The 19,373-nt window shown below is 41.5% G+C and carries 17 protein-coding genes and 1 pseudogene; 9 read left to right on the top strand and 9 right to left on the bottom strand.

Going from position 1 to position 19,373, the window contains the following annotated elements; all coding sequences use genetic code 11:
• Positions 1-493 precede the first annotated feature (493 nt).
• Entirely contained in the window at positions 494-1,969 is a 1,476-nt protein-coding gene (gene nhaC, locus ACRWQM_RS15985; protein WP_434930605.1) for a Na+/H+ antiporter NhaC, read from the top strand.
• A gap of 25 nt (positions 1,970-1,994) precedes the next feature.
• Here the strand turns inward: nhaC and ACRWQM_RS15990 are convergent, their stop codons facing one another.
• From ACRWQM_RS15990 to ACRWQM_RS16000, 3 genes are read right to left on the bottom strand one after another with little or no spacing between them, the layout of a single operon-like run.
• On the bottom strand, positions 1,995-3,344 hold the full coding sequence (locus tag ACRWQM_RS15990; RefSeq protein ID WP_434930606.1) for an NAD(P)/FAD-dependent oxidoreductase: 1,350 nt from the start codon (positions 3,342-3,344) through the stop codon (positions 1,995-1,997).
• A gap of 4 nt (positions 3,345-3,348) precedes the next feature.
• The gene (locus ACRWQM_RS15995) at positions 3,349-3,585 is read right to left on the bottom strand and encodes a hypothetical protein (protein ID WP_434930607.1); all 237 of its coding nucleotides are present in this window, start codon (positions 3,583-3,585) and stop codon (positions 3,349-3,351) included.
• An 11-nt stretch (positions 3,586-3,596) separates the two neighbouring features.
• Complete coding sequence (locus ACRWQM_RS16000) at positions 3,597-4,148, bottom strand: GNAT family N-acetyltransferase (RefSeq protein WP_434928067.1); 552 nt, start codon at positions 4,146-4,148, stop codon at positions 3,597-3,599.
• A 174-nt stretch (positions 4,149-4,322) separates the two neighbouring features.
• Here ACRWQM_RS16000 and ACRWQM_RS16005 point away from each other — a divergent pair, with 174 nt between their 5' ends.
• From ACRWQM_RS16005 to ACRWQM_RS16020, 4 genes are all read left to right on the top strand, one after another.
• On the top strand, positions 4,323-5,024 hold the full coding sequence (locus ACRWQM_RS16005; protein ID WP_434930608.1) for a spondin domain-containing protein: 702 nt from the start codon (positions 4,323-4,325) through the stop codon (positions 5,022-5,024).
• Between the two features lie 11 nt (positions 5,025-5,035).
• A complete protein-coding gene (locus ACRWQM_RS16010) occupies positions 5,036-5,755 on the top strand; it encodes a spondin domain-containing protein (RefSeq protein WP_434930609.1) in 720 nt (239 codons plus the stop codon).
• Positions 5,756-5,865: 110 nt separating this feature from the next.
• A complete protein-coding gene (locus ACRWQM_RS16015) occupies positions 5,866-6,597 on the top strand; it encodes a response regulator transcription factor (RefSeq protein ID WP_434930610.1) in 732 nt (243 codons plus the stop codon).
• The gene (locus ACRWQM_RS16020) at positions 6,597-8,090 is read left to right on the top strand and encodes a sensor histidine kinase (RefSeq protein WP_434930611.1); all 1,494 of its coding nucleotides are present in this window, start codon (positions 6,597-6,599) and stop codon (positions 8,088-8,090) included. Before ACRWQM_RS16015 ends, ACRWQM_RS16020 begins: the two co-directional genes overlap by 1 nt.
• Before the next feature lie 268 nt (positions 8,091-8,358).
• Here ACRWQM_RS16020 and ACRWQM_RS16025 read toward each other — a convergent pair whose 3' ends face one another.
• Together ACRWQM_RS16025 and ACRWQM_RS16030 are read right to left on the bottom strand one after the other, a co-directional pair.
• Complete coding sequence (locus ACRWQM_RS16025; RefSeq protein WP_434930612.1) at positions 8,359-8,952, bottom strand: rod shape-determining protein MreB; 594 nt, start codon at positions 8,950-8,952, stop codon at positions 8,359-8,361.
• A gap of 170 nt (positions 8,953-9,122) precedes the next feature.
• Positions 9,123-10,364: a lysozyme inhibitor LprI family protein gene (locus ACRWQM_RS16030; RefSeq protein WP_434930613.1), complete on the bottom strand. Its 1,242-nt coding sequence runs from the start codon at positions 10,362-10,364 to the stop codon at positions 9,123-9,125.
• 512 nt (positions 10,365-10,876) lie between these two features.
• Between ACRWQM_RS16030 and ACRWQM_RS16035 the strand changes: the two genes are divergently transcribed.
• Positions 10,877-12,499 (top strand): endonuclease, encoded by a 1,623-nt coding sequence (locus ACRWQM_RS16035; protein WP_434930614.1) that lies wholly within the window; start codon positions 10,877-10,879, stop codon positions 12,497-12,499.
• Between the two features lie 422 nt (positions 12,500-12,921).
• On the opposite strand, the pseudogene hemE reads toward ACRWQM_RS16035, so the two are convergent.
• Positions 12,922-13,987 (bottom strand): annotated as a pseudogene (gene hemE, locus ACRWQM_RS16040) (uroporphyrinogen decarboxylase).
• Positions 13,988-14,432: 445 nt separating this feature from the next.
• Here hemE and rsd point away from each other — a divergent pair.
• Positions 14,433-14,906, top strand: a complete 474-nt coding sequence (rsd, locus tag ACRWQM_RS16045) for a sigma D regulator (RefSeq protein WP_434928057.1) — start codon at positions 14,433-14,435, stop codon at positions 14,904-14,906.
• Positions 14,907-15,004: 98 nt separating this feature from the next.
• Here rsd and ACRWQM_RS16050 read toward each other — a convergent pair whose 3' ends face one another.
• The 3 genes from ACRWQM_RS16050 to ACRWQM_RS16060 form a co-directional block, all read right to left on the bottom strand.
• Positions 15,005-16,054: an MJ1255/VC2487 family glycosyltransferase gene (locus tag ACRWQM_RS16050; protein WP_434930615.1), complete on the bottom strand. Its 1,050-nt coding sequence runs from the start codon at positions 16,052-16,054 to the stop codon at positions 15,005-15,007.
• A 12-nt stretch (positions 16,055-16,066) separates the two neighbouring features.
• The gene (locus ACRWQM_RS16055) at positions 16,067-16,576 is read right to left on the bottom strand and encodes a phosphatase PAP2 family protein (RefSeq protein WP_434930616.1); all 510 of its coding nucleotides are present in this window, start codon (positions 16,574-16,576) and stop codon (positions 16,067-16,069) included.
• Between the two features lie 306 nt (positions 16,577-16,882).
• On the bottom strand, positions 16,883-17,137 hold the full coding sequence (locus ACRWQM_RS16060; protein ID WP_226411540.1) for a uroporphyrinogen decarboxylase: 255 nt from the start codon (positions 17,135-17,137) through the stop codon (positions 16,883-16,885).
• A 397-nt stretch (positions 17,138-17,534) separates the two neighbouring features.
• Between ACRWQM_RS16060 and rraA the strand changes: the two genes are divergently transcribed.
• Positions 17,535-18,020 carry a ribonuclease E activity regulator RraA gene (gene rraA / locus ACRWQM_RS16065; RefSeq protein ID WP_226411542.1) on the top strand — a complete coding sequence of 162 codons (486 nt, stop codon included), beginning with the start codon at positions 17,535-17,537 and terminating at the stop codon, positions 18,018-18,020.
• A gap of 117 nt (positions 18,021-18,137) precedes the next feature.
• Positions 18,138-19,178 carry a formimidoylglutamase gene (locus tag ACRWQM_RS16070; protein WP_434928053.1) on the top strand — a complete coding sequence of 347 codons (1,041 nt, stop codon included), beginning with the start codon at positions 18,138-18,140 and terminating at the stop codon, positions 19,176-19,178.
• Positions 19,179-19,373: the final 195 nt, after the last annotated feature.

The raw sequence follows: 19,373 nt of genomic DNA on the forward strand, positions 1-19,373 counted from the left end.
GTAAGTAAATTATATTAGGGGTTGTCAAGGCTACTAAAAAAATATTCCCTCACTATTTATTAACATATAAATGATATTTTAAGACAAATAATTAAATAAGGTGTTCAGATAAACAATTATCCCGCATGCTACCGTTGTAAATAATGCAGAAGATTTTGATAAAAAAACAAATCATTTCTAGCGCTATAGCTTGCATAATTAGGCAAGAAAATCTCATTATTTAGCATAAATACCAACTTTACCGAAAGCTTTAATCAATACCATCATCAACACTTCTCTTTGATTTATATCCAAACCGCCTCAACACAAGTTTTTTAGGCTCGACTTTGCGATGTGACCTGTGTCACGATGAAGCCAAATAACAAGTTAGTAACAAGCTAATGCGGCTAGTGTAAAATAGCTTATAACTCCCCAGAATGAGTTTATAACCCACATAACACACCACTACCCGTTGACTATAAATATAATAATAAATCATCAAAGGGATTTACTTATGCCTGACACTCAGCACAAGCAACCAAGTTTGCTTGACGCACTTATTCCGGTGTTTGCTCTGATCATTATGCTAGCCGCTGCGGTATATCTTTTCTCGTCTGATAGCTCATCGGGTGCCAACCAAATCGCCTTGGTATTAGCGGCCTGTATTGCCATGGTGATTGGCTATAAAAATGGCTACAGCTGGAATCAAATGGAGCGTGGCATAGTTAAAAGTATTGGGGTCGCGACCGGGGCATTACTTATTTTATTTAGTGTAGGCTCGCTGATAGGTACCTGGATTTTAGCCGGTACAGTGCCCACAATGATTTATTACGGTATGCAAATTCTTAATCCACAATATTTCTACAGCGCATGTTGTGTATTGTGTGCAATTGTTGCATTAAGTATTGGTAGTTCCTGGACGGTAGCCGGTACCTTAGGTATTGCGCTTATTGGTATATCATCAGCCATGGGGTTAGATGTTAATATCACCGCGGGCGCAATTATCAGTGGTGCTTACTTTGGTGACAAGATGTCGCCAATGTCTGACACTACTAACCTTGCACCGGCTGTAGCCGGTACCGATATTTTCAGCCACATTAAACATATGACCTGGACCACGGTTCCTAGTATTACAATTGCACTGATAGGCTTTACCTTTTTAGGCTTAACCGCTGAAGCCACCCCAGTAGAAAATCAATTAGCTGATAGCTTAGCCTTACTTGAACGCACCTTTAATCCGGGGTTCCACTTATTGATCCCCCTTTTAGTGGTGTTGTATTTAGCTAACCGTAAAATGCCTGCCTTCCCTACGGTTATTTTAGGCACGCTTGCTGGCGCAGTATGTGCGGCAATATTTCAATTTGATAATGTATTAGCCTATGTGCACGATGATGCAATACCGCCGCTGCTGGCGTTAGTTAAAGGTATTTGGATCGCTATGTTTGACGGCTATGTAGCTAATACGGGCGATGCGGTATTAGATAACTTATTAAGCCGTGGCGGTATGAGCAGCATGGTGACGACTGTCTGGCTGATCCTGTGTGCCATGGCCTTTGGTGGCGTGATGGAAGTTACTGGCTTACTTGGCCGTATTTTGCAAAGTATTTTAACCCTAGTGACTGGCACCTCTAGTTTGATCATTACTACTCTCGGCGTGTGTATTGGCGCCAACGTGATCACTGCCGACCAGTACATTGCGATTGTGTTGCCCGGTAGAATGCTCAAAATGGAATATACCAACAGAAAACTTGCTGCAGTTAATTTAAGTCGCGCCCTTGAAGATTCTGCCACTGTCACTAGCCCGCTTGTTCCTTGGAATACCTGTGGTGCCTTTATGGCCAGTACCTTAGGTGTCGCGACAGTGGCTTATCTACCCTATGCATTCTTTAACTTAGTTTGCCCCTTAATTAGTGCATCATATGCTTATTTCAATTTCAAAATTGAACCGCTAGATGAGCGCTTAGTGAGTGACGGTACCGTTGTAGGCTAATTCGATTTAACAATAGAAGACCGCTTTAGCCAAAGCGGTCTTTCATCCAGCCATAATGATAATAACCCCATTGACCTAAACGCTTTAACTGGCCAAAAGGTAGTATAGATACAGGCTGCGCAGGTAACGGCTGACGATATAAAGGCAAATTAGGTGATGCGATACCCGCCATACTTTGCGCTAATCGATAAGCCGCTTGGCTGCTAAAAGACACTCCAGCACCACAATAACCTAGGCTATAACCCACTCCACTTTGTGCAAATACATGTGGCATATCATCAAACGATGCCGCTATCCAGCCGGTCCAGTTATAGGCAATGGCTTTGTGTTTTAATGCAGGAAAGCATTTATCTAAGGCCATTTTTAGCCTTTGACCATACACAGGGTTAGCACCGTCTTTGCCCCATACCGCGCCGCGACCACCAAACAACAACCTGTTGTCAGGTAATAATCGATAGTAATATTTTAATATGCGAGTATCCATGGTGACTTGCGAAGTATAAATACCCGCTTGTTGTAATTCATCGGCGGTAAGTGGCTCAGTCACAATGACATTACTGAGTATTGGCAAATATTTATTATCGATAATTGGCGAGAATTGTTTTGGCGTATAAGCATTACCGGCACAAATCACCTTATTGGCAGTAAGCTCACCTGAATCGGTTATTAAGCGATGTTTTCCGCCCTCCTGCTGCCATTCAAGCACGCAAGATTGTTCTGATATCGACACTTTGGCTTGCTGTACCATCTGTTTATAACCCAGTAATAATTTTAATGGGTTAATCCCAAAACCATCATTTAGTCTTAATGCACCATAAGCTTGCTGGTGATTCATGTACTGATCACAAAAAGTGTTACGGTCAATAAACTCAGCCCCATCACCAAAATGTTGTTGAATGAACCCTGCCGCGGCTTGCAGTTGTGCGAGCGCTTTTGGGTTATGGGCGACTTTTAAGTAACCCGTGTCCTGCACATCACAGCTAATTTGATGCTGTTTAATTAATCCTGATACCCGCTCAACCGCCTCGGTAAACTCACCATAAATACCTTTGGCGGTATCAATATTCCAACGCTGTGCCATGGCGCTATAGCCCAATCTACCAGAACCTTTTAAAACAAATCCCGCATTACGAGCACTGGCACCAAAGCCAACCTGATTAGCTTCCAACACGTGACAATCAATATTAAATTCAGTCGCTAGATAATAAGCGGTTAATAATCCAGTGTAGCCGCCGCCAATAATAGCCACATCGGTTTGATGAGAACCTTTTAGTGCGGCACCTGGCAGGGGTAATTGAACCGTACTTGCCCAATAGCTATTAGGCTGGGGTTGCTGTTGTGGAGAGGTATTTACAAGGGGATCATAAAGTTGCATTGGGTTAGCCTAATAGCTGTAAAATTTTATCCCAATGACGCGTCAGTAAAACCAGCAATACGACACCTAAAGGAATAAAAATAAGTAATTGAATAAATTGTAAATAAAGCAAGATTTTTGACAGTTTCAGCTTTTCTAACTCGAGTTTGTCTAACTCGATTTTCAGTAACTTGAGCTCTTCTGGTGCTGTGGTAATGGTTGTAGAGCGTGTTTCAGACGATGTTTGCGTGGCTGTTTTCATCGCTTAATCCCTTAAAAAATTAACAACATTTCACATGCGACACAGTGACAATCAACGCCGCAAAGTACACAGATATAATCCTCTCCCATATGCCGTTGGTGCCAGCGTTGAGGATGCTGTTTAATCAATTTCCCACCGGCTTTGGTAAAATATCGTACCGCAGCATTATTGGGGCTTTGTTGCCACAAATGACTCACGCCAGCTTTAGCGCCCTGTGCGATAACCGCTTCTTTAGAGGCTTGTAAAAGTTGTCCCCCTAATCCTTTACCTCGGCCATGTTCAGCAATAGTATTGGATTTAAAGTAACACACATCATCAAAGTTAACGCCCCACAACGCTACAGTACACCATTGATCCTGTTGCCATTTACCTGCGGCATAGGTTAATCGAAAACCCAGTAATTCATCGTTTTCAATGGCAACAAAGTTAGCATTAATGCCATTTTTTATGCCTTTGTGATAAATGGCTGTCAGTTCGTCCATATCCATATAACCCTGACCATGCACTTGCTCACCTAATACTAATACTGCTTTAAAATCATCTTTTTGTAATATTCTAATCATATTTTTTATGCTTTTATTTTTATTATTTTAAACATTGAAATGGCACGTTTAAGCTCAATTTAGCACATCAAAAACACACAAAGCTAACGATGTTAAACTTTTGTGATAATTTAGCGATAACCCGGTGATATCCATTTGTAATACTAGCTGCAATTAAACAAAAGGAGCTCGGTTATGAAACGTACATTAGTTAGCGCTAGCCTTCTAGCAGCAGGTTTATTGAGTTTATCAACCCAAGCCGCAGACATTGAAGTCAGTGTCACCAACCTTACCCATGGTAATCACTTTACCCCATTGTTAATAGCCGCTCACAACAGCGACAGTCATTTATTTCACGTCGGAGAAATGGCCACGCCTGCGTTACAAAAAATGGCAGAAGGTGGCGATATTAGCGATCTTAATACTGCGGTAACTGGCGCAAATGGCGTCACCTTAGCTAACCCAGCCATGGGGTTACTTGCCGCGGGAGCCAGCATTAAAGATGTGATGCTAGATACAGGTGATAACACCCACCTTTCTATCGTCGCAATGGTGCTGCCAACCAACGATGCATTTATTGGTTTAGACAGCTGGAAAATTCCAACTGAAGCAGGAACATATACTGTTTATGTTAATGCCTATGATGCAGGCACTGAAGCAAATGATGAAATCATAAACGGCGGTGGGATGTCAGGCGTACCGGGTATTCCTGCTGCACCCGGTGGCAATGGCGGCGCAAATGGGACTGGTGTAATGGACGGTGCTGACAATATGTATGTGCACACTCACCCAGGTGTTTTAGGTGACAAAGATCCCGCTGGAGGCGCAAGTGATTTAGACAGCCGTATTCACCGCTGGTTAAACCCTGTAGCCAAAGTTGTGGTCACAGTAAAATAAGGAGGTAACACATGAAAACCACCGACATTAAACTTAAACCCAGCTTACTTAGCTTATTTGTTGCCGCGACATTACTCACCGCCTGTAGTGACGATGACAATGTTGTGGTGCCACCGGTTGAACCTGAGCCGGTAATGCAAACATTTACTGTCACTGTGACTAACCTAACGGCAAATCAGCCTATGTCACCGGTCATTTTAGCCGCGCATAATGCCGAAGCCAGTTTATGGCAAGCGGGCGAAATGGCCAGCCTTGCTATCGAAAAAATGGCCGAAGGTGGCGACACTGCAGATATAGCAGCCCTTGAAGTCATTGATAGCAGTGTCAACGGTACGGGTATGTTAATGCCGGGGATGAGTGAAACACTTACCCTCACATTAGCACAAGCCAATGTTGCCAATATCAGCTTAGCCACAATGCTAGTGAATACTAATGACGCCTTTACCGGGGTCAATAGTTACCACATTGCAGGTATGGAAGTTGATATGCCACAAATGATGAAATACATGGCTTATGATGCGGGTACTGAAGCCAACAGCGAAGCAAAAGGCACTATGCCTGGCCCAGCTGACGGAGGTGAAGGGTTTAACACTGCACGTGATGATGTCGATTTTGTGCATATTCATCCAGGCGTTATCAGCCAATATGATGGTTTAGCTGACTCAGTCCTTCTGCCTTCACATCGTTTTGACAACCCAGTGCTTGCAGTAACCATTATGCGTACCCAGTAACCGCGACACCACTGGTTGATTGAATAAGTTTTAAACAGATTGAAATTTATTATCCTTAAAGCAGGTCTAGGTATTAATGCAATTACTGGATTTGCTTTGAGGAAGTTACCATGAATGGAAACACCAAAAATAACGGTCATGTTAGTCCGCAACATATTTTACTGGTAGAAGACGAACAAGATTTGGCTAAATTAATTATTCTGAACCTCAAGGCCCTTAACTATAGCGTCGACCATGCCACGACATTGAAGCAAGCCATGCAGATCATCGAACATAAAAAGCTCGATCTGATTTTAATGGACAGAATGCTACCAGACGGCGACGGCATTATGCTATGCCAGCAACTGAGGCAAGCGCAAAAACAGGTGCCAATTATGTTATTGACCGCCAAAGATTCTGAAGCTGACATAGTACTGGGGCTTGAAGCGGGCGCCGATGACTACCTTGTAAAACCCTTCAGCGTGCTAGAACTGCGCGCCAGAGTTAAAGCGCATTTAAGACGTGGACAAATTCTGCATAACCATCAGCAGCAACTTGATTTTAATGGTGTCAGTATTAATGCCAGCACACGTGAAGTATTAGCATTTAATAATGCTTTAGAGTTAACCGCACGCGAGTTCGATTTATTACTTTTTCTTGCTCAACATCCACTACAAGTGTTCAGCCGTTTACAGTTATTAGAAGCGGTGTGGGGCTACAACTATAGTGGTTACGAGCACACAGTAAATAGCCATATTAATCGTTTACGCAACAAATTGTCCCGCTGCTCAGAACACGACTTAGTGAAAACCGTGTGGGGTGTGGGCTATAAATTCTCGCCACCAGAGGCACATGCTCACTAATGAATCGCCTATTTAATCGATTATTTTTAGTCGCTACAATGATTGTATTGCTGCTATTTGTCGCATTATGGCAATGGCTACAACTAAACCACGAATTCAGTCGCAATCAAATACAGCAGTCTCTACATCAAGAGTTGGCTGAACATATGGCGCATATTAATCCGTTGTTATCACAGGGGATTACCTCTGATGCCGCATTAAAAGAAGCTTTTCATGATTTTATGTTGCTCGGACCCAGCTTTGAAATTTACACCTTAGATCCAGATGGCAAAGTGATAGCCTATGATGCCAAAGAAGAAAAAATTAAAACACATCGAGTGGACACCGGTATTATTAAGCAGTTTTTAGCAGGAAAGAATCTGCCGATTTTAGGCACAGATCCGCGTTCGCAACAAACCAAAAAGATTTTTTCAGCCAGTAAGTTAGTCAATGCCCAAGGTCTGCACAGTGGTTATTTATATGTGATTATTGGCGGAGAAGATTACGACAGCTGGCAAGCATTAATTAATGCCGAAAATCAACCAAAAATATGGGGTGCAACCATAGGTTTTTGGGTAATATTCGCCCTATTGTTATTTGTGATTTTATTGCATTATTTTACCCGCCCGATCCATAAATTAGCCCAGGATTTAACTAATTTAAAAACCTTACCCATTACCGAAAAGCTCACCTTGCCAGATCGCTATAGAGGCAGTTTAGAGATAGCTCAACTCAGCGAACACATTAATCAGTTGCTGCAAGAAATTCAGCAACAGCAACAACAGGTCAAACGTCAACAGCAGGCAAAACATGACTTTTTACTGCACCTGTCCCATGACTTAAAAACCCCACTCACCGCATTATTGGGCTATATCGATACCTGGTTAATTTTGCCTGAAGCGGACCGTGATCAAGCCTTAATTCAATACGCGGCAAATTCAGGCCAAACCTTACAACAGTTATTAGCCCAGTTATTAGAATTAGCTGCACTAGAAAATGGCCAAATTCATGCTCAACTTCAACAAGTTGAGTTAACAGAACTCCTCAATGGAATAGAACAAACCTTTACCCCAAGAGCGAAAAAACTCGGCGTAATATTAAATTTTAAGCATATTAACGCCACCTCAATTTTAACCGACCCACAATTGATGCGACGCATACTCAACAATCTAATTGATAATGCCTTACGCTACACTCCGTCGGGAGGCGAAATCACTATTCTTACACAACAAGACTTTAGCCAGGGTAAAAACCAACAATGGTTAGCCGTAAAAGACACCGGCTCAGGCATGCACCAACATGAAGTAGAAGCCCTAAGACAATTGTCACTTAGCCAAACGGATACTCCACAACAACACCAGCGAAGCTTCGATAACAACCAAGCGCTACCTCAGTTAGGCGTAGGACTGGCCATTGTGCGTCAGCTGTTGGGGTTATTGAAGTGTAAAATTGAAGTAGAAAGCCAGCCCGGTGTCGGCAGTGAATTTAAGATAGAACTGGTGATGCAAAGCTAAGTTACTTAAGCATCGCTGATGCAAGCGTCCCTTTACGGACTGAATCAACACACTCGTGAATTGATTAAAAGATGATTATTAAATCGTAGTCTCTGGTTATAACATTCTTTTACTGTCGCTATTGCATGCCAACTGCTAACTAAACACGGCACACATTGTTGAAACAATGATGCACTGATTAGATGTTCTACTTACCATCAACTTCACTTTTACTCTTTTGGTTTAAGTCCATAAAGTCTTTTATTAAGGAGTCGCACATATTGTTTTCTTAGTTGCCAAAATGCCAGACAACTAAAATGATAAAAACAAGATAAAACATAAACATAATAAGGTTTGATGATGTTGAACTGTTATTTAAAGCCTCATGTAAGAAGCCTTCATCCTCTTCGAATTGATCAAAGTCGATAGACGTAATCGTGAGGGGTTTTCCTGTATGCAACTTAACCTCAATTGCGCCAGCCCCAAGTGCAAGTTCTCTAAACGCTCTTTTTTCAATCATTGTCAGGCCTCCTTCTGTTTTCTCCATTGGATGGACGATTACTTTAGGTTGTGGCCGTAGATATTTAATATTGTTAATTTGTTGGAATGCATGTTGTAGCAATTTTTCAGCAACGTAAAAATCCGAAAACAAGACTCTAGGATGTGAAAATGGGTTAACTACTTTTTCGTTGGAATCGAGTGATAAACTGGCTTTTTTACCAATCCCTGAAATCAACTTTTCACCTTTATCTGATGTCCGAATGACGACTAAAGGTGAATCATCAAAGCTAACATTACTTGATACATTTATAACTTTTATTCTATCTTCCCAAATCTGAACGTATATTACAGGTGCAAAGCGGGATAGAAGTCGTCTAATCATTCGATAATCCTTTGGCATCTAACGCTCTAGTATTTGAGCCTTGCGCTGTTTGTATGGCACAAATCACTTATTGGCTTGACCAGCTAACATCTCAGCCCGCAGCTTTCGAGCTCGAGTCAAAAGCATCATGGCCGTTGCTAGATAACGACTGATACTAAACGATTATATAATCAGATATTACATAATGACCCATGGCATTTGAGAGTATTAAAATCGTATAAATCACTGTGACCAAGACTTCCCTCCGGATAGGGAACATTCTCATTCAAAAAAAATGTGACCCGATTACCGCCAAATAAGCCCGCCGGAATCGTTATTTTTTTGAGAATAACATAACCAACACCGATATGTTTTGGCTTGTATCTTGATGAAATATCTATTCCAGAAACAGGAGGCAAGTCTTCATTAAGCTGATTCGACTTTAACTTAACCCACTTTTCAATATCTTTATTGTTGTAGCTTCTTATATCGCCCCTTGCCAACAATTCATCTATTCCCGCTTTTCCTGCTAGCGGTAATGACTGATCGACATGGTTGTGTAAAGTATTGGCTGCATTAGTAAAAAATTCGGTTCTTTGATTAAAAGCATCACCAAATCCAAGTTTACCGCTTTTAGCAAAAGTAACTAATGATACTTTCTTATTAAAAAGTTTCATTGAAAGAGGGTTTATTTTATCCAGAGTTTTAGCGCTGATATAAAAACTATCACGGCAATTGGGCCTTTCACGAGAACTACTCATAACAACAGGAGTATCGTTTGGTAATCCCGCAACGACTTGCTTATGGTATCCCATAGCGTAAACCGCTGTTATTTTAGTGTTTTTTGTCCACTTGATATTCCATACCGAAGGTTCATAAGCACCTAAAATTAGCGCAACTGGTACATTGGGAGAGTTTATCGCAACATCAAAAACCGTTGTCATATGACCACTTTCATCAGTCTGATAATTGGTTTTATAGCCGCTGTAAGCGCCACCAGCATAAATCGCTACATTTTCAGGAAAGGTAAAGTTTAAAAAGTCGCATTTTTTTTCAACTTCAAAGCTATCAACTTTAGGCAGATGGGTGAATGTGGTGTTGGTAGCCTCGATTCTCTCAGGTGTAAAACTTAACTGCTCAATTCTTGCAGAATAAACAACGACTAAACAATCTACATTCGCCTGGCAATTATGATTTCTTTTTCTTATCCATTTTTGTTGATTATTGATCAAGTCAGATTTTTCAGCATTTTGTAATACTGCTAACTGTGCTGAATAATATTGAGATAATTGCTCATCTAATAAATTTAACGCTTTGCTTGAGCAAATTGCCTGCTCAGTTAAATTTAATTTACCAGCACAATCATAACTGGCTGCGTTAACCTCAAACGATAAAACCAGAATGGATAACAGCTTAAAAAAACTCAGTTTCATATGTGCCACGTCCTTGATGTGCAAATATTGCGCCCTCATAAAAGGCAAAAATAACTCAAAATGTACAATGCGTGATATTAACACCATGCATCTTTTATCTTATCACCACCAACTACCTGATAGAAGGCAATATTATTCTCAGTCAAATGACTCAACACATCGGATATGGACTGGATCGGCATAGCTAATTCATAACCACATTCTAAGGATAAGATATGTTTTGAGTGGGATGAGCAACAAACGATAAAAGGATTTTAAGATCAACCCATAGGAATGACCATGCTTAATGTCCACAGAGAGATCCCATATATCGCCATATTCTTTTTTATAAATAACAATTTGGTCACATATACGTAACTAATTTTATGTCATACTCCAGCCGCTTTAACAAAACTCAAATGGATTTGAATGGGGTCGGACTTTCGTGGTGTTTTCTAAGGAAATCATTATTGAGAATTTCCATGAAAAACTGCCATGAAAGTCCTCAATAATAATAAATATTAAAGAGAGTTATGTTGATGATTAAATCCACTATAGCACTAAAAACAGCAGTAACACTGGCACTCGCAGGCCTAGCATTCAATGCTAGTGCCAATCTGATGATAAGCGAAGTGCTCTACGATGCACCCAATAATGATAGCCTTGAAGAATTTGTCGAGCTCTACAACGCAAGCTGCAGCAGCATCGACTTAAGCCAATATAGCATCAGCGATAATGGCGCAAGTTTAGCATTAAGCGGCACGTTGGCATCCGGGCAATACTTTACGATAGCCAAAAACGCTGCGGGTTTTAACAGCCTGTTCTCCCGCCAAGCCGATTTAGCGCCTATGCCTTTATCTTTAGGTAACTCAGGTGATTACGTTAAGTTGCTCAAGGGTACTCAAGACGTTGATGTCGTCGCTTGGGAAGGTGGTTTAAGTGGTTGGACACTTAATGCCACTAACGTGTCTTTGGTGCGCAGCACCAGTACCAACACCAAAAGCCAAGCTGATTGGAGTGTGGGCAGCAATGCTGGCAATCCAGGTGTAGGCAGCTTAACCACTAGCTGTGGCACGCCGCCAGCACCAACGGAAAACTTACTCGAAAATGGCCAAGCCAAGACAAGCCTAAGCGCCAGCACAGGGCAAACATTGAAGTTTGTCGCCGATATTCCAGCTGGGGCAACTGGGCTTAGTTTTAAAATGAGTGGCGGTAGTGGTGATGCGGATCTATATGTGCGCCAGGGCAGTGAGCCAACGGCAAGCGTATTTGATTGTCGCCCATACTTAACTGGTAATAATGAAGAATGCCCTATTGCTACAGCAGTAGCAGGTCGTTATTTTGTCAACATCACAGCCTATCAAGGCTTTAGCGCTACGAGCTTAGTGGCTAACTATACTCCTGCCACTTCGGGAGGCGGTACGGGAAACCCAGGTGATTATGCCTTCGATACCTATTATGCTAACGCTAGTGGTAAAACAGGTTCAGCATTAAAGGCGAGCCTAAACCTTATCATTCGAGATCATACCCGCTTTACCTATGATCAAGTATGGGATGGCCTTAACTATGCAGATGAAGATCCAAGCAACACTAACAATGTGATTTTACTCTATACCAATCGCTCTGAGCCTAAAACAAACCGTGCCGGTATGAGTAATTCTTTAGATGCGTGGAATCGTGAACATGTATGGGCTAAAAGCCATGGTTTTCCTAGCAGCGGACAACATGCCTATACCGACTTACACCATTTGCGTCCTGCCGATGTGACTGTTAATAGCAGTCGTGGTAATAAAGATTTTGCCTTAGGTGGGTCGCCATTAACTGAAGCGCCAGATAACAAAACAGATGCGGATAGTTTCGAGCCTGCAAACATGGTTAAAGGCGATGTCGCGCGCATGGTGTTTTATATGGATGTGCGTTATGAAGGCGGCGATAACAGTGGTACACCTAACCTTACTGTAGCCAAAGGGGTTACCGGTACTGGTGAGGCACTATTGGGTGATTTATGCACCTTGCTTAGCTGGCACATTCAAGATCCTGTGAGTGATTGGGAGCGTCGTCGTAATAACCGTGTGTATGAATGGCAGTTGAACCGCAACCCCTTCATCGATAACCCAATGTGGGCCGAGGATCTTTATAGCAGCTCATGTAATTAATCGAACTCGTCAATAAAACAGACCCAGCCCAGGCTGGGTTTTTTTATTGAATCACTTTTTTTACACCTGATATTTTCATTACTGAGATTTAGCCTCATTGACGACTTCAATAAAATATACAAATAAGAATAAGAACAACAACAAGAAGTAGATGTAACAGTCATATTTTAAACAATTCGGACATCATTTACATTGAAGCCATCGAGAACATGCTGTGAGCTTGGCATAGATGCCAAGCTAGCTTTCTTTGGGTTAAGGACAGCACATCGAAAGCGTTAGGGATTTTCAGCAATGGCCCTAGCAGGAAGGAATCCAATGAAGTTGATGTTGACTATCAAGGGGTAAGGCAAAAAAATTATAGTCAGTTTTTAATTCAAAAAAAGCGAACCTCAAGGTTCGCTTTTTTATCAAATACCACTTAATTACTTGTGATATTTACCCGACAGCTCGGTAACTGACTTAATAAATGCACCCGCATGTTCTGGATCAACATGTTGATGAATGCCATGGCCTAAGTTAAATACATGACCACTACCTTCACCGTAAGACGCTAAGATTTGCTCAACTTCTTGACGAATACGCTCAGGTGAAGCGTAAAGTACTGATGGATCCATATTGCCTTGTAAGGCCACTTTGTGCCCTACGCGACGACGTGCATCACCAATATCTACGGTCCAGTCTAAGCCTAACGCATCACAACCGGTTTCAGCCATTGCCTCTAACCATAAACCACCGCCTTTAGTGAATAAAGTCACTGGTACTGCGCGGCCTTCGGCTTCACGGGTTAAGCCATCAACGATTTTTCTGCATATAACGTAATGAGAACTCACGGTAAGCATGGTGAGATAACGCACCGCCCCATGAATCGAAAATCATTAACGATTGAGCACCGTTGGCCACTTGCGCGTTGAGATATAAAATCACTGAATCAGCTAGTTTATCCAACAACATGTGCAAAGTTGCTGGCTCTTCGTATGCCATTTTCTTTATTTTTTCAAAGGTCTTGCTTGAACCACCTTCAACCATATAAGTGGCTAAAGTCCAAGGTGAACCCGAAAAACCAATTAACGGTACGTCACCGTTTAATTCGCGACGAATGGTTTTTACAGCACGCATTACATAGCCTAATTCATCTTCTGGATCTGGCACAGCAAGCTTTTTGATGGCATCGATTGTATCGGTAGGACGCTGAAAACGTGGACCTTCACCGGTTTCAAAATACAAACCTAAACCCATTGCATCAGGAATGGTCAAAATGTCAGAGAACAAAATAGCGGCATCTAAATCATAGCGACGTAATGGCTGTAAGGTCACTTCACATGCTAGATCTTGGTTCTTACAAAGAGACATAAAATCACCGGCTTCAGCACGTGTGGCTTTATATTCTGGAAGATAACGACCTGCTTGACGCATCATCCATACTGGCGTTCTGTCTACAGGTTGTTTTAATAAAGCACGTAAATAACGATCATTCTTTAGTTCTGCCATGGGGGCTATTTTCCTAGATAGTTATGAATTTTGCAGGTCGGTAGTTTAGCACTTACGCGATTAATGTAACCACTTATGCGATATTTATGTGAGCTATTACTAAATCTGTATTCAAAAATCTGAAAACGCCTCAATCTTTGCTCACAAAAACAGCAACAATATTGTTAGTACCCCATAAAGTAGATTATTAGTTGCACCATTGGTGAGTGTTTGGTATAAAAAGTACGCGCTAGCAAGAACAATCAAGAAGCACGATATATCGAGCCCTTAAATGCTTATTTACCCAGTGATAGTTATCTATCACTGGGTTTTTTATTTTAAATTCTTTAGTAATTTATTAAGGCTGGTTTGTCCATTGATAAATAAAGCATAAAACAGTTGATCAACTACGTACTTGTCCAATACAGTGGTTGAAATTGATCGGTTGAACGTCAGGAATACAAGTATGCTTATAAAATTAGAACAAGCTGAGCAACGTTGGGGCGGAGCTAACAAATTAGTCGACCAATGGCTGACTCACCGTCGTAAATTGCTGGTTAAATACTTTACCCTTGTTGGACTTTCACCCAATAAACAGGCAGAAAAAGGCCTACCTAGCATCAAAGATGTAAAGGATTTTTGTGAGCAGCTTGTAGATTACGTGTCTGAAGGACATTTTGAAGTATATGACAGAGTAGTGAGCGAATGTGCTACCCATGGTCAGGACAGCAAAGCGACCGCTCAAAACTTACTGCCTAAAATCAGTGAAAGTACCGATACTGCTCTCGATTTTAATGATAAATATACCGAATCTGAAGATGAAAATATTCTTTACCAACTGGATAAAGACTTAGCACAACTTGCACAAGCAATGGAATCACGGTTTGAATTTGAAGACGAATTATTAGAAATTCTTCATAGCCGTCATTCTCAATCTTAATTACGACACCGTTAACCAGTATTGTTAAAATTGAAAGTTTATACACGAACCCATGATACTCATTATGGGTTTATTATTTTATGTCGCTGAAGTTGTTATTACTGCCTTTTATGCCAATTTTCAGGTAACTCTACTTGATCCCAAAGTTGGTCGCATAGCTGTTGAGGCTGCTGCCACTCTCCCGTTTTAAGCCAGTCAACCAGTTTATCCCCCACCTGCGGGTAACGAATAGCTTTAGGTGACGGCGCCTTTAACCAGCGCGTTAATTTAGACTTGTCCAACGTTTGCATACTATCCGCTGCGGCAAGCAATTCTAGTGCTGCTACATTAGCCGACTGCTCAAATTGGCCGATTAGCGGTTTAACTAGTAGCTTTTTACCTAATGCCATCGCTTCACTGGCTAATTCAAACCCCGCATTCGCTATCACGCCACCACATTGCGATAAATGCAGTTTAAATCCGTCTCGGCTAAAACCATGCCATTGAATATGCTCAGGTAAGGGTTTAATTGGCTTGGTGCTGTGATAAACATAGAATTGATAATCATCGAATGGGGCTAAAAACTCAGCGATACTATCGGCACTTTCAAACGGTAAATAAACTAAGATTTGATGACCGTATTGAATATCTGATGGAGAAACCTCTACAAATGGGGGCAAAATTGGAAAGCCGAAGTGATGCCAATGGCACCCTAATCCAATATCAACCGGCGCAAAATGATTTAAAATGACTTCATCTAACCAACTGCCACCTTGCTTAGGCACCGAATGCTGTAACGCTGCCTGGTGGCTAATAGATATCGATTTAACCCCCTGCTGTTTTGCCGCCCAAGCGGTAACAGGCTCAAAGTCGTTTAACACTAAGTCATAGCCGCGCACATCCAATTGTTTAACTTCATTAAATATCGAACGACTTACCGTTTTTTGAGCGGTTTTTAATAAATTAATGCGCCCATTATCTGTAGCAAATGATAATCCCTTACGCACTTGATAATCACCAAACTCCTGCATGTCGAAGTAATGCTCTGCGGGTCTGCCGCTAAATAAAAAGTCGACATCGACTCCTTTATTTTTCATTGCCTTAGCCATCACACGTGCACGGCTAATATGACCATTTCCAGTTCCTTGAACTCCGTAAAGAATTTTCATGCTATTTCACCCTTATATAATGTTTTCAGCTAGCATAACTGACCCAATACCTAGCCCCATTCCTGCTACGATATCTAATGGATAGTGCACCCCAAGTGCGATACGAGAGAAGCCGACCGTTATTGCCCATAGATAAGCTAATGGCGCTAATACGGGAAAATACACATGAATAACACTGGCCAGCACAAAAGCACCGGCAGTGTGTCCAGAAGGTAAGCTGAACTTATCTGATGGATCAAAATGGCAATTAAAACCGACTAACGCATAACAAGGTCGTTGGCGTCGTATGCTGTTTTTAAGCACTAAATATAGCGGTAGCTCAATTAAAAATCCGAGCAGTAATAGGTTGAAAAATGATTGGCCTTGGCTGTGGGATAACAATATCGCGACAGACAGATAAACGTACCAATGGCCATCACCCGTTGCGGATATTTTAAACGCGGTTGATGACAATTGTTGTTCACGAGTAAAACGAATAATCGAATAAAACAGATATTGATCAACTTTTGTAATCAGGTTCATCGCCACTCCTGTCGCGCGTCATGCGCTAATGTTTAATCCACTTTTATTTAATTCACTTTGGCAGACTAATCTGCGCCAATGAATGTGGAGTGACATTTATTCGAAGCTTTTATGACAATAGAAACTAAACGCGCAGCAAGAGAAGTTGAAATGACAGGCAAATATAATAAATAGAAGTAATAGAACAGAAAGCGAGATGTTTGATGTTTGTCACGCAACAGCGACAAGCACTGACTGGCCAGAACACTTACTATTCACCCTTGATTGTGTAAATAACAACTAAGGGTGAATGAAGTAAGATGCTTTTTATGCTGAAGCAGCTTGTGTTTCTGGTGCTTTGTTGCGATAAATTTTCACTAAGTGATAAATATTAATACCGGCAACAAACGCATTCATACCAGCAACGGGCCAAGCATCAATGGCATAACCGTAGGCAGCAAATAAACCACAACCAACGAAATTCAACCAACGTAACATAATGATATCTTTCATCATTAATGAAATCGCCACCATAACAGAAGCAACGTAACCTAATATTTCAACCATATTTGAACTATCCATAAGAACCTCTTTAAGGCTCTCTGCCATCCATAAGCGTAACGAGGGATCCATGCCCCTAAAGCAAATAAATAAAATAAACCAATGCCTAAAAACCACTGATATGTTAACAAGTTGCCAGGTATGTTAGTAATTTATAAACGTATTTTAGTGATCATGATCTACAGTTGATTGATAAATAGTTAAATTTGAAAGTAAATTACTTACAAAACCACCTATTGTTCTCAAAATAGACCATTGTGTTTTTTATATAGTATTATCATTCTAGTTTGATTTGCAACAAGGTCGTGACGAATAACGCTTTTAATTTAAAATAAACCCCATATAATTCACTTAACTATTACCTTTAATAGCAATTAATCCAGAGCAATGAAACTATTGCAGCCACTAGGAGTTATCTATGGAATACAACACCTCAGAACTGTGCGACATGTATATCGATGTGGTCGACGTTGTCGAGCCTATGTTCAGTAATTATGGTGGTTGCAGCTCTTTCGGCGGCTCTATAAGCACCATTAAATGTTTTGAAGATAACGGTTTAATTGCTGAAGCCTTACAGGAAGATGGCGAAGGAAAAGTATTGTTAGTAGATGGTGGCGGATCATTACGCCGTGCACTACTAGATGCTAGTATTGCTGAAATTGCTGTAGCCAACAATTGGGAAGGTATTATCATTTACGGTACTGTCCGTGATGTTGATGCGCTAGAAGAGCTAGATATTGGTATTCAAGCGATTGCTTCTATTCCTGTGGGTGCCGATAGTAATGGCATTGGCGAAGTTGAAGTGCCAGTGAACTTTGGCGGTGTGACCTTCTTACCTGGCGACCATATTTATGCCGATAACACTGGGGTGATTTTATCTCCAGAACCTTTGGATATTGATTAATCATTCCAATAATAAAAAGCCAGCATTGCTGGCTTTTTTTGTTTTATACTCACCGTGTTTACCCTTGCAAACTTAGCAGCTTCTGTTCCGTATCATAAACTCATTAAAGGTGTATTTATGCTCACGTCATTCCATGCAACCGATCTTCAATCCTTACTGAATTGTCGAACAGGTGAAACAAAACTTGGGCAGCAATTTCAGCTATTGCCGCTTGAAGGAAATCAAGATGGTGATATTTCAATAGCACTTGCACATGCTGCTACACAAGGGGTTAAGTTCGCCATTATTGGCATTAGTGAAGACATTGGCCCCCGGGCTAATTTAGGCCGCGGCGGATCACATGATGCCTTTACGGCAAGTATCAGCCAGCTTGCCAACTTACAGTCAAACCGCTTTTTTAGCGGTAAACAATGCATGATTGTGGGTCAAATTAGCCTAGATCAAGTTGTTGACGCTAACGCTGATATCGCCACATTACGCCAAGCAACGGCAGATCTTGACGATCAGGTTATAGCAGTATTAACCCAAGTGTTTGCCGCAGGGTTAGAGCCGATTGTGATTGGTGGTGGACATAATAATGCCTATGGCCTGTTAACTGCCGCTAAACAAACCTTTAATCAACCAATGGCCGCTGTCAACCTTGACCCACACAGTGATTTTAGGCCGCGAGAAGGTCGGCACAGTGGCAATGGATTTAGTTATGCTGCGGCTAATGGTTCACTCGACTACTACCATATTCTAGGATTACACGAACTTAAAAATAGCGAAGCAACCTTAGAGCAGCTCAGCTTATTTGGAGCCAGTTGGCACAGTTTTCAGCAAATATGGGTGCACCGCGAAATAAGCTTAGATCAAGCCCTTAAAGATATCTGTCGCGAGTTAAATAACACGGGGTTACCTGTGGGCCTTGAGCTTGACGTTGATGCTATCGCTAAAATGCCCAGTAGCGCATCAACGTTTGCAGGGGTCCCCCTTTTAGACGCTTGTCATTACGTTTACCGTGTCGCCAAACAATGTGATTGCGCCTATCTACATTTAGCAGAAGCTGCGCCGCAGTGCCATGAGGCTGGAGTAACGGCGGGATACCGTGATGTAGGCCAAGGCATAAGCGAGCTTATTTATAGCTACATTCAAGGTCGAATGAGCAAACTGGGCTAACATGGATGAAAGATGCTGTAAAAAACAAGTTCGAATTAACAGCACAAACACCAGCAGAGTAGATTTTTATCGTTAAATTATGCTCTAATGCGGGGCAAATTTATGCTTCACTTTACTGAAGTTAATATCTCGATTTAACCTTAGCCAAATCAAGCTAACGCCAATGATCAAGTTTGGCTTAAGCACGTATCATTT

Origin of the sequence: Shewanella sp. HL-SH5 (genome assembly GCF_051163755.1) — a bacterium.
GTDB lineage: Bacteria > Pseudomonadota > Gammaproteobacteria > Enterobacterales > Shewanellaceae > Shewanella > Shewanella glacialimarina.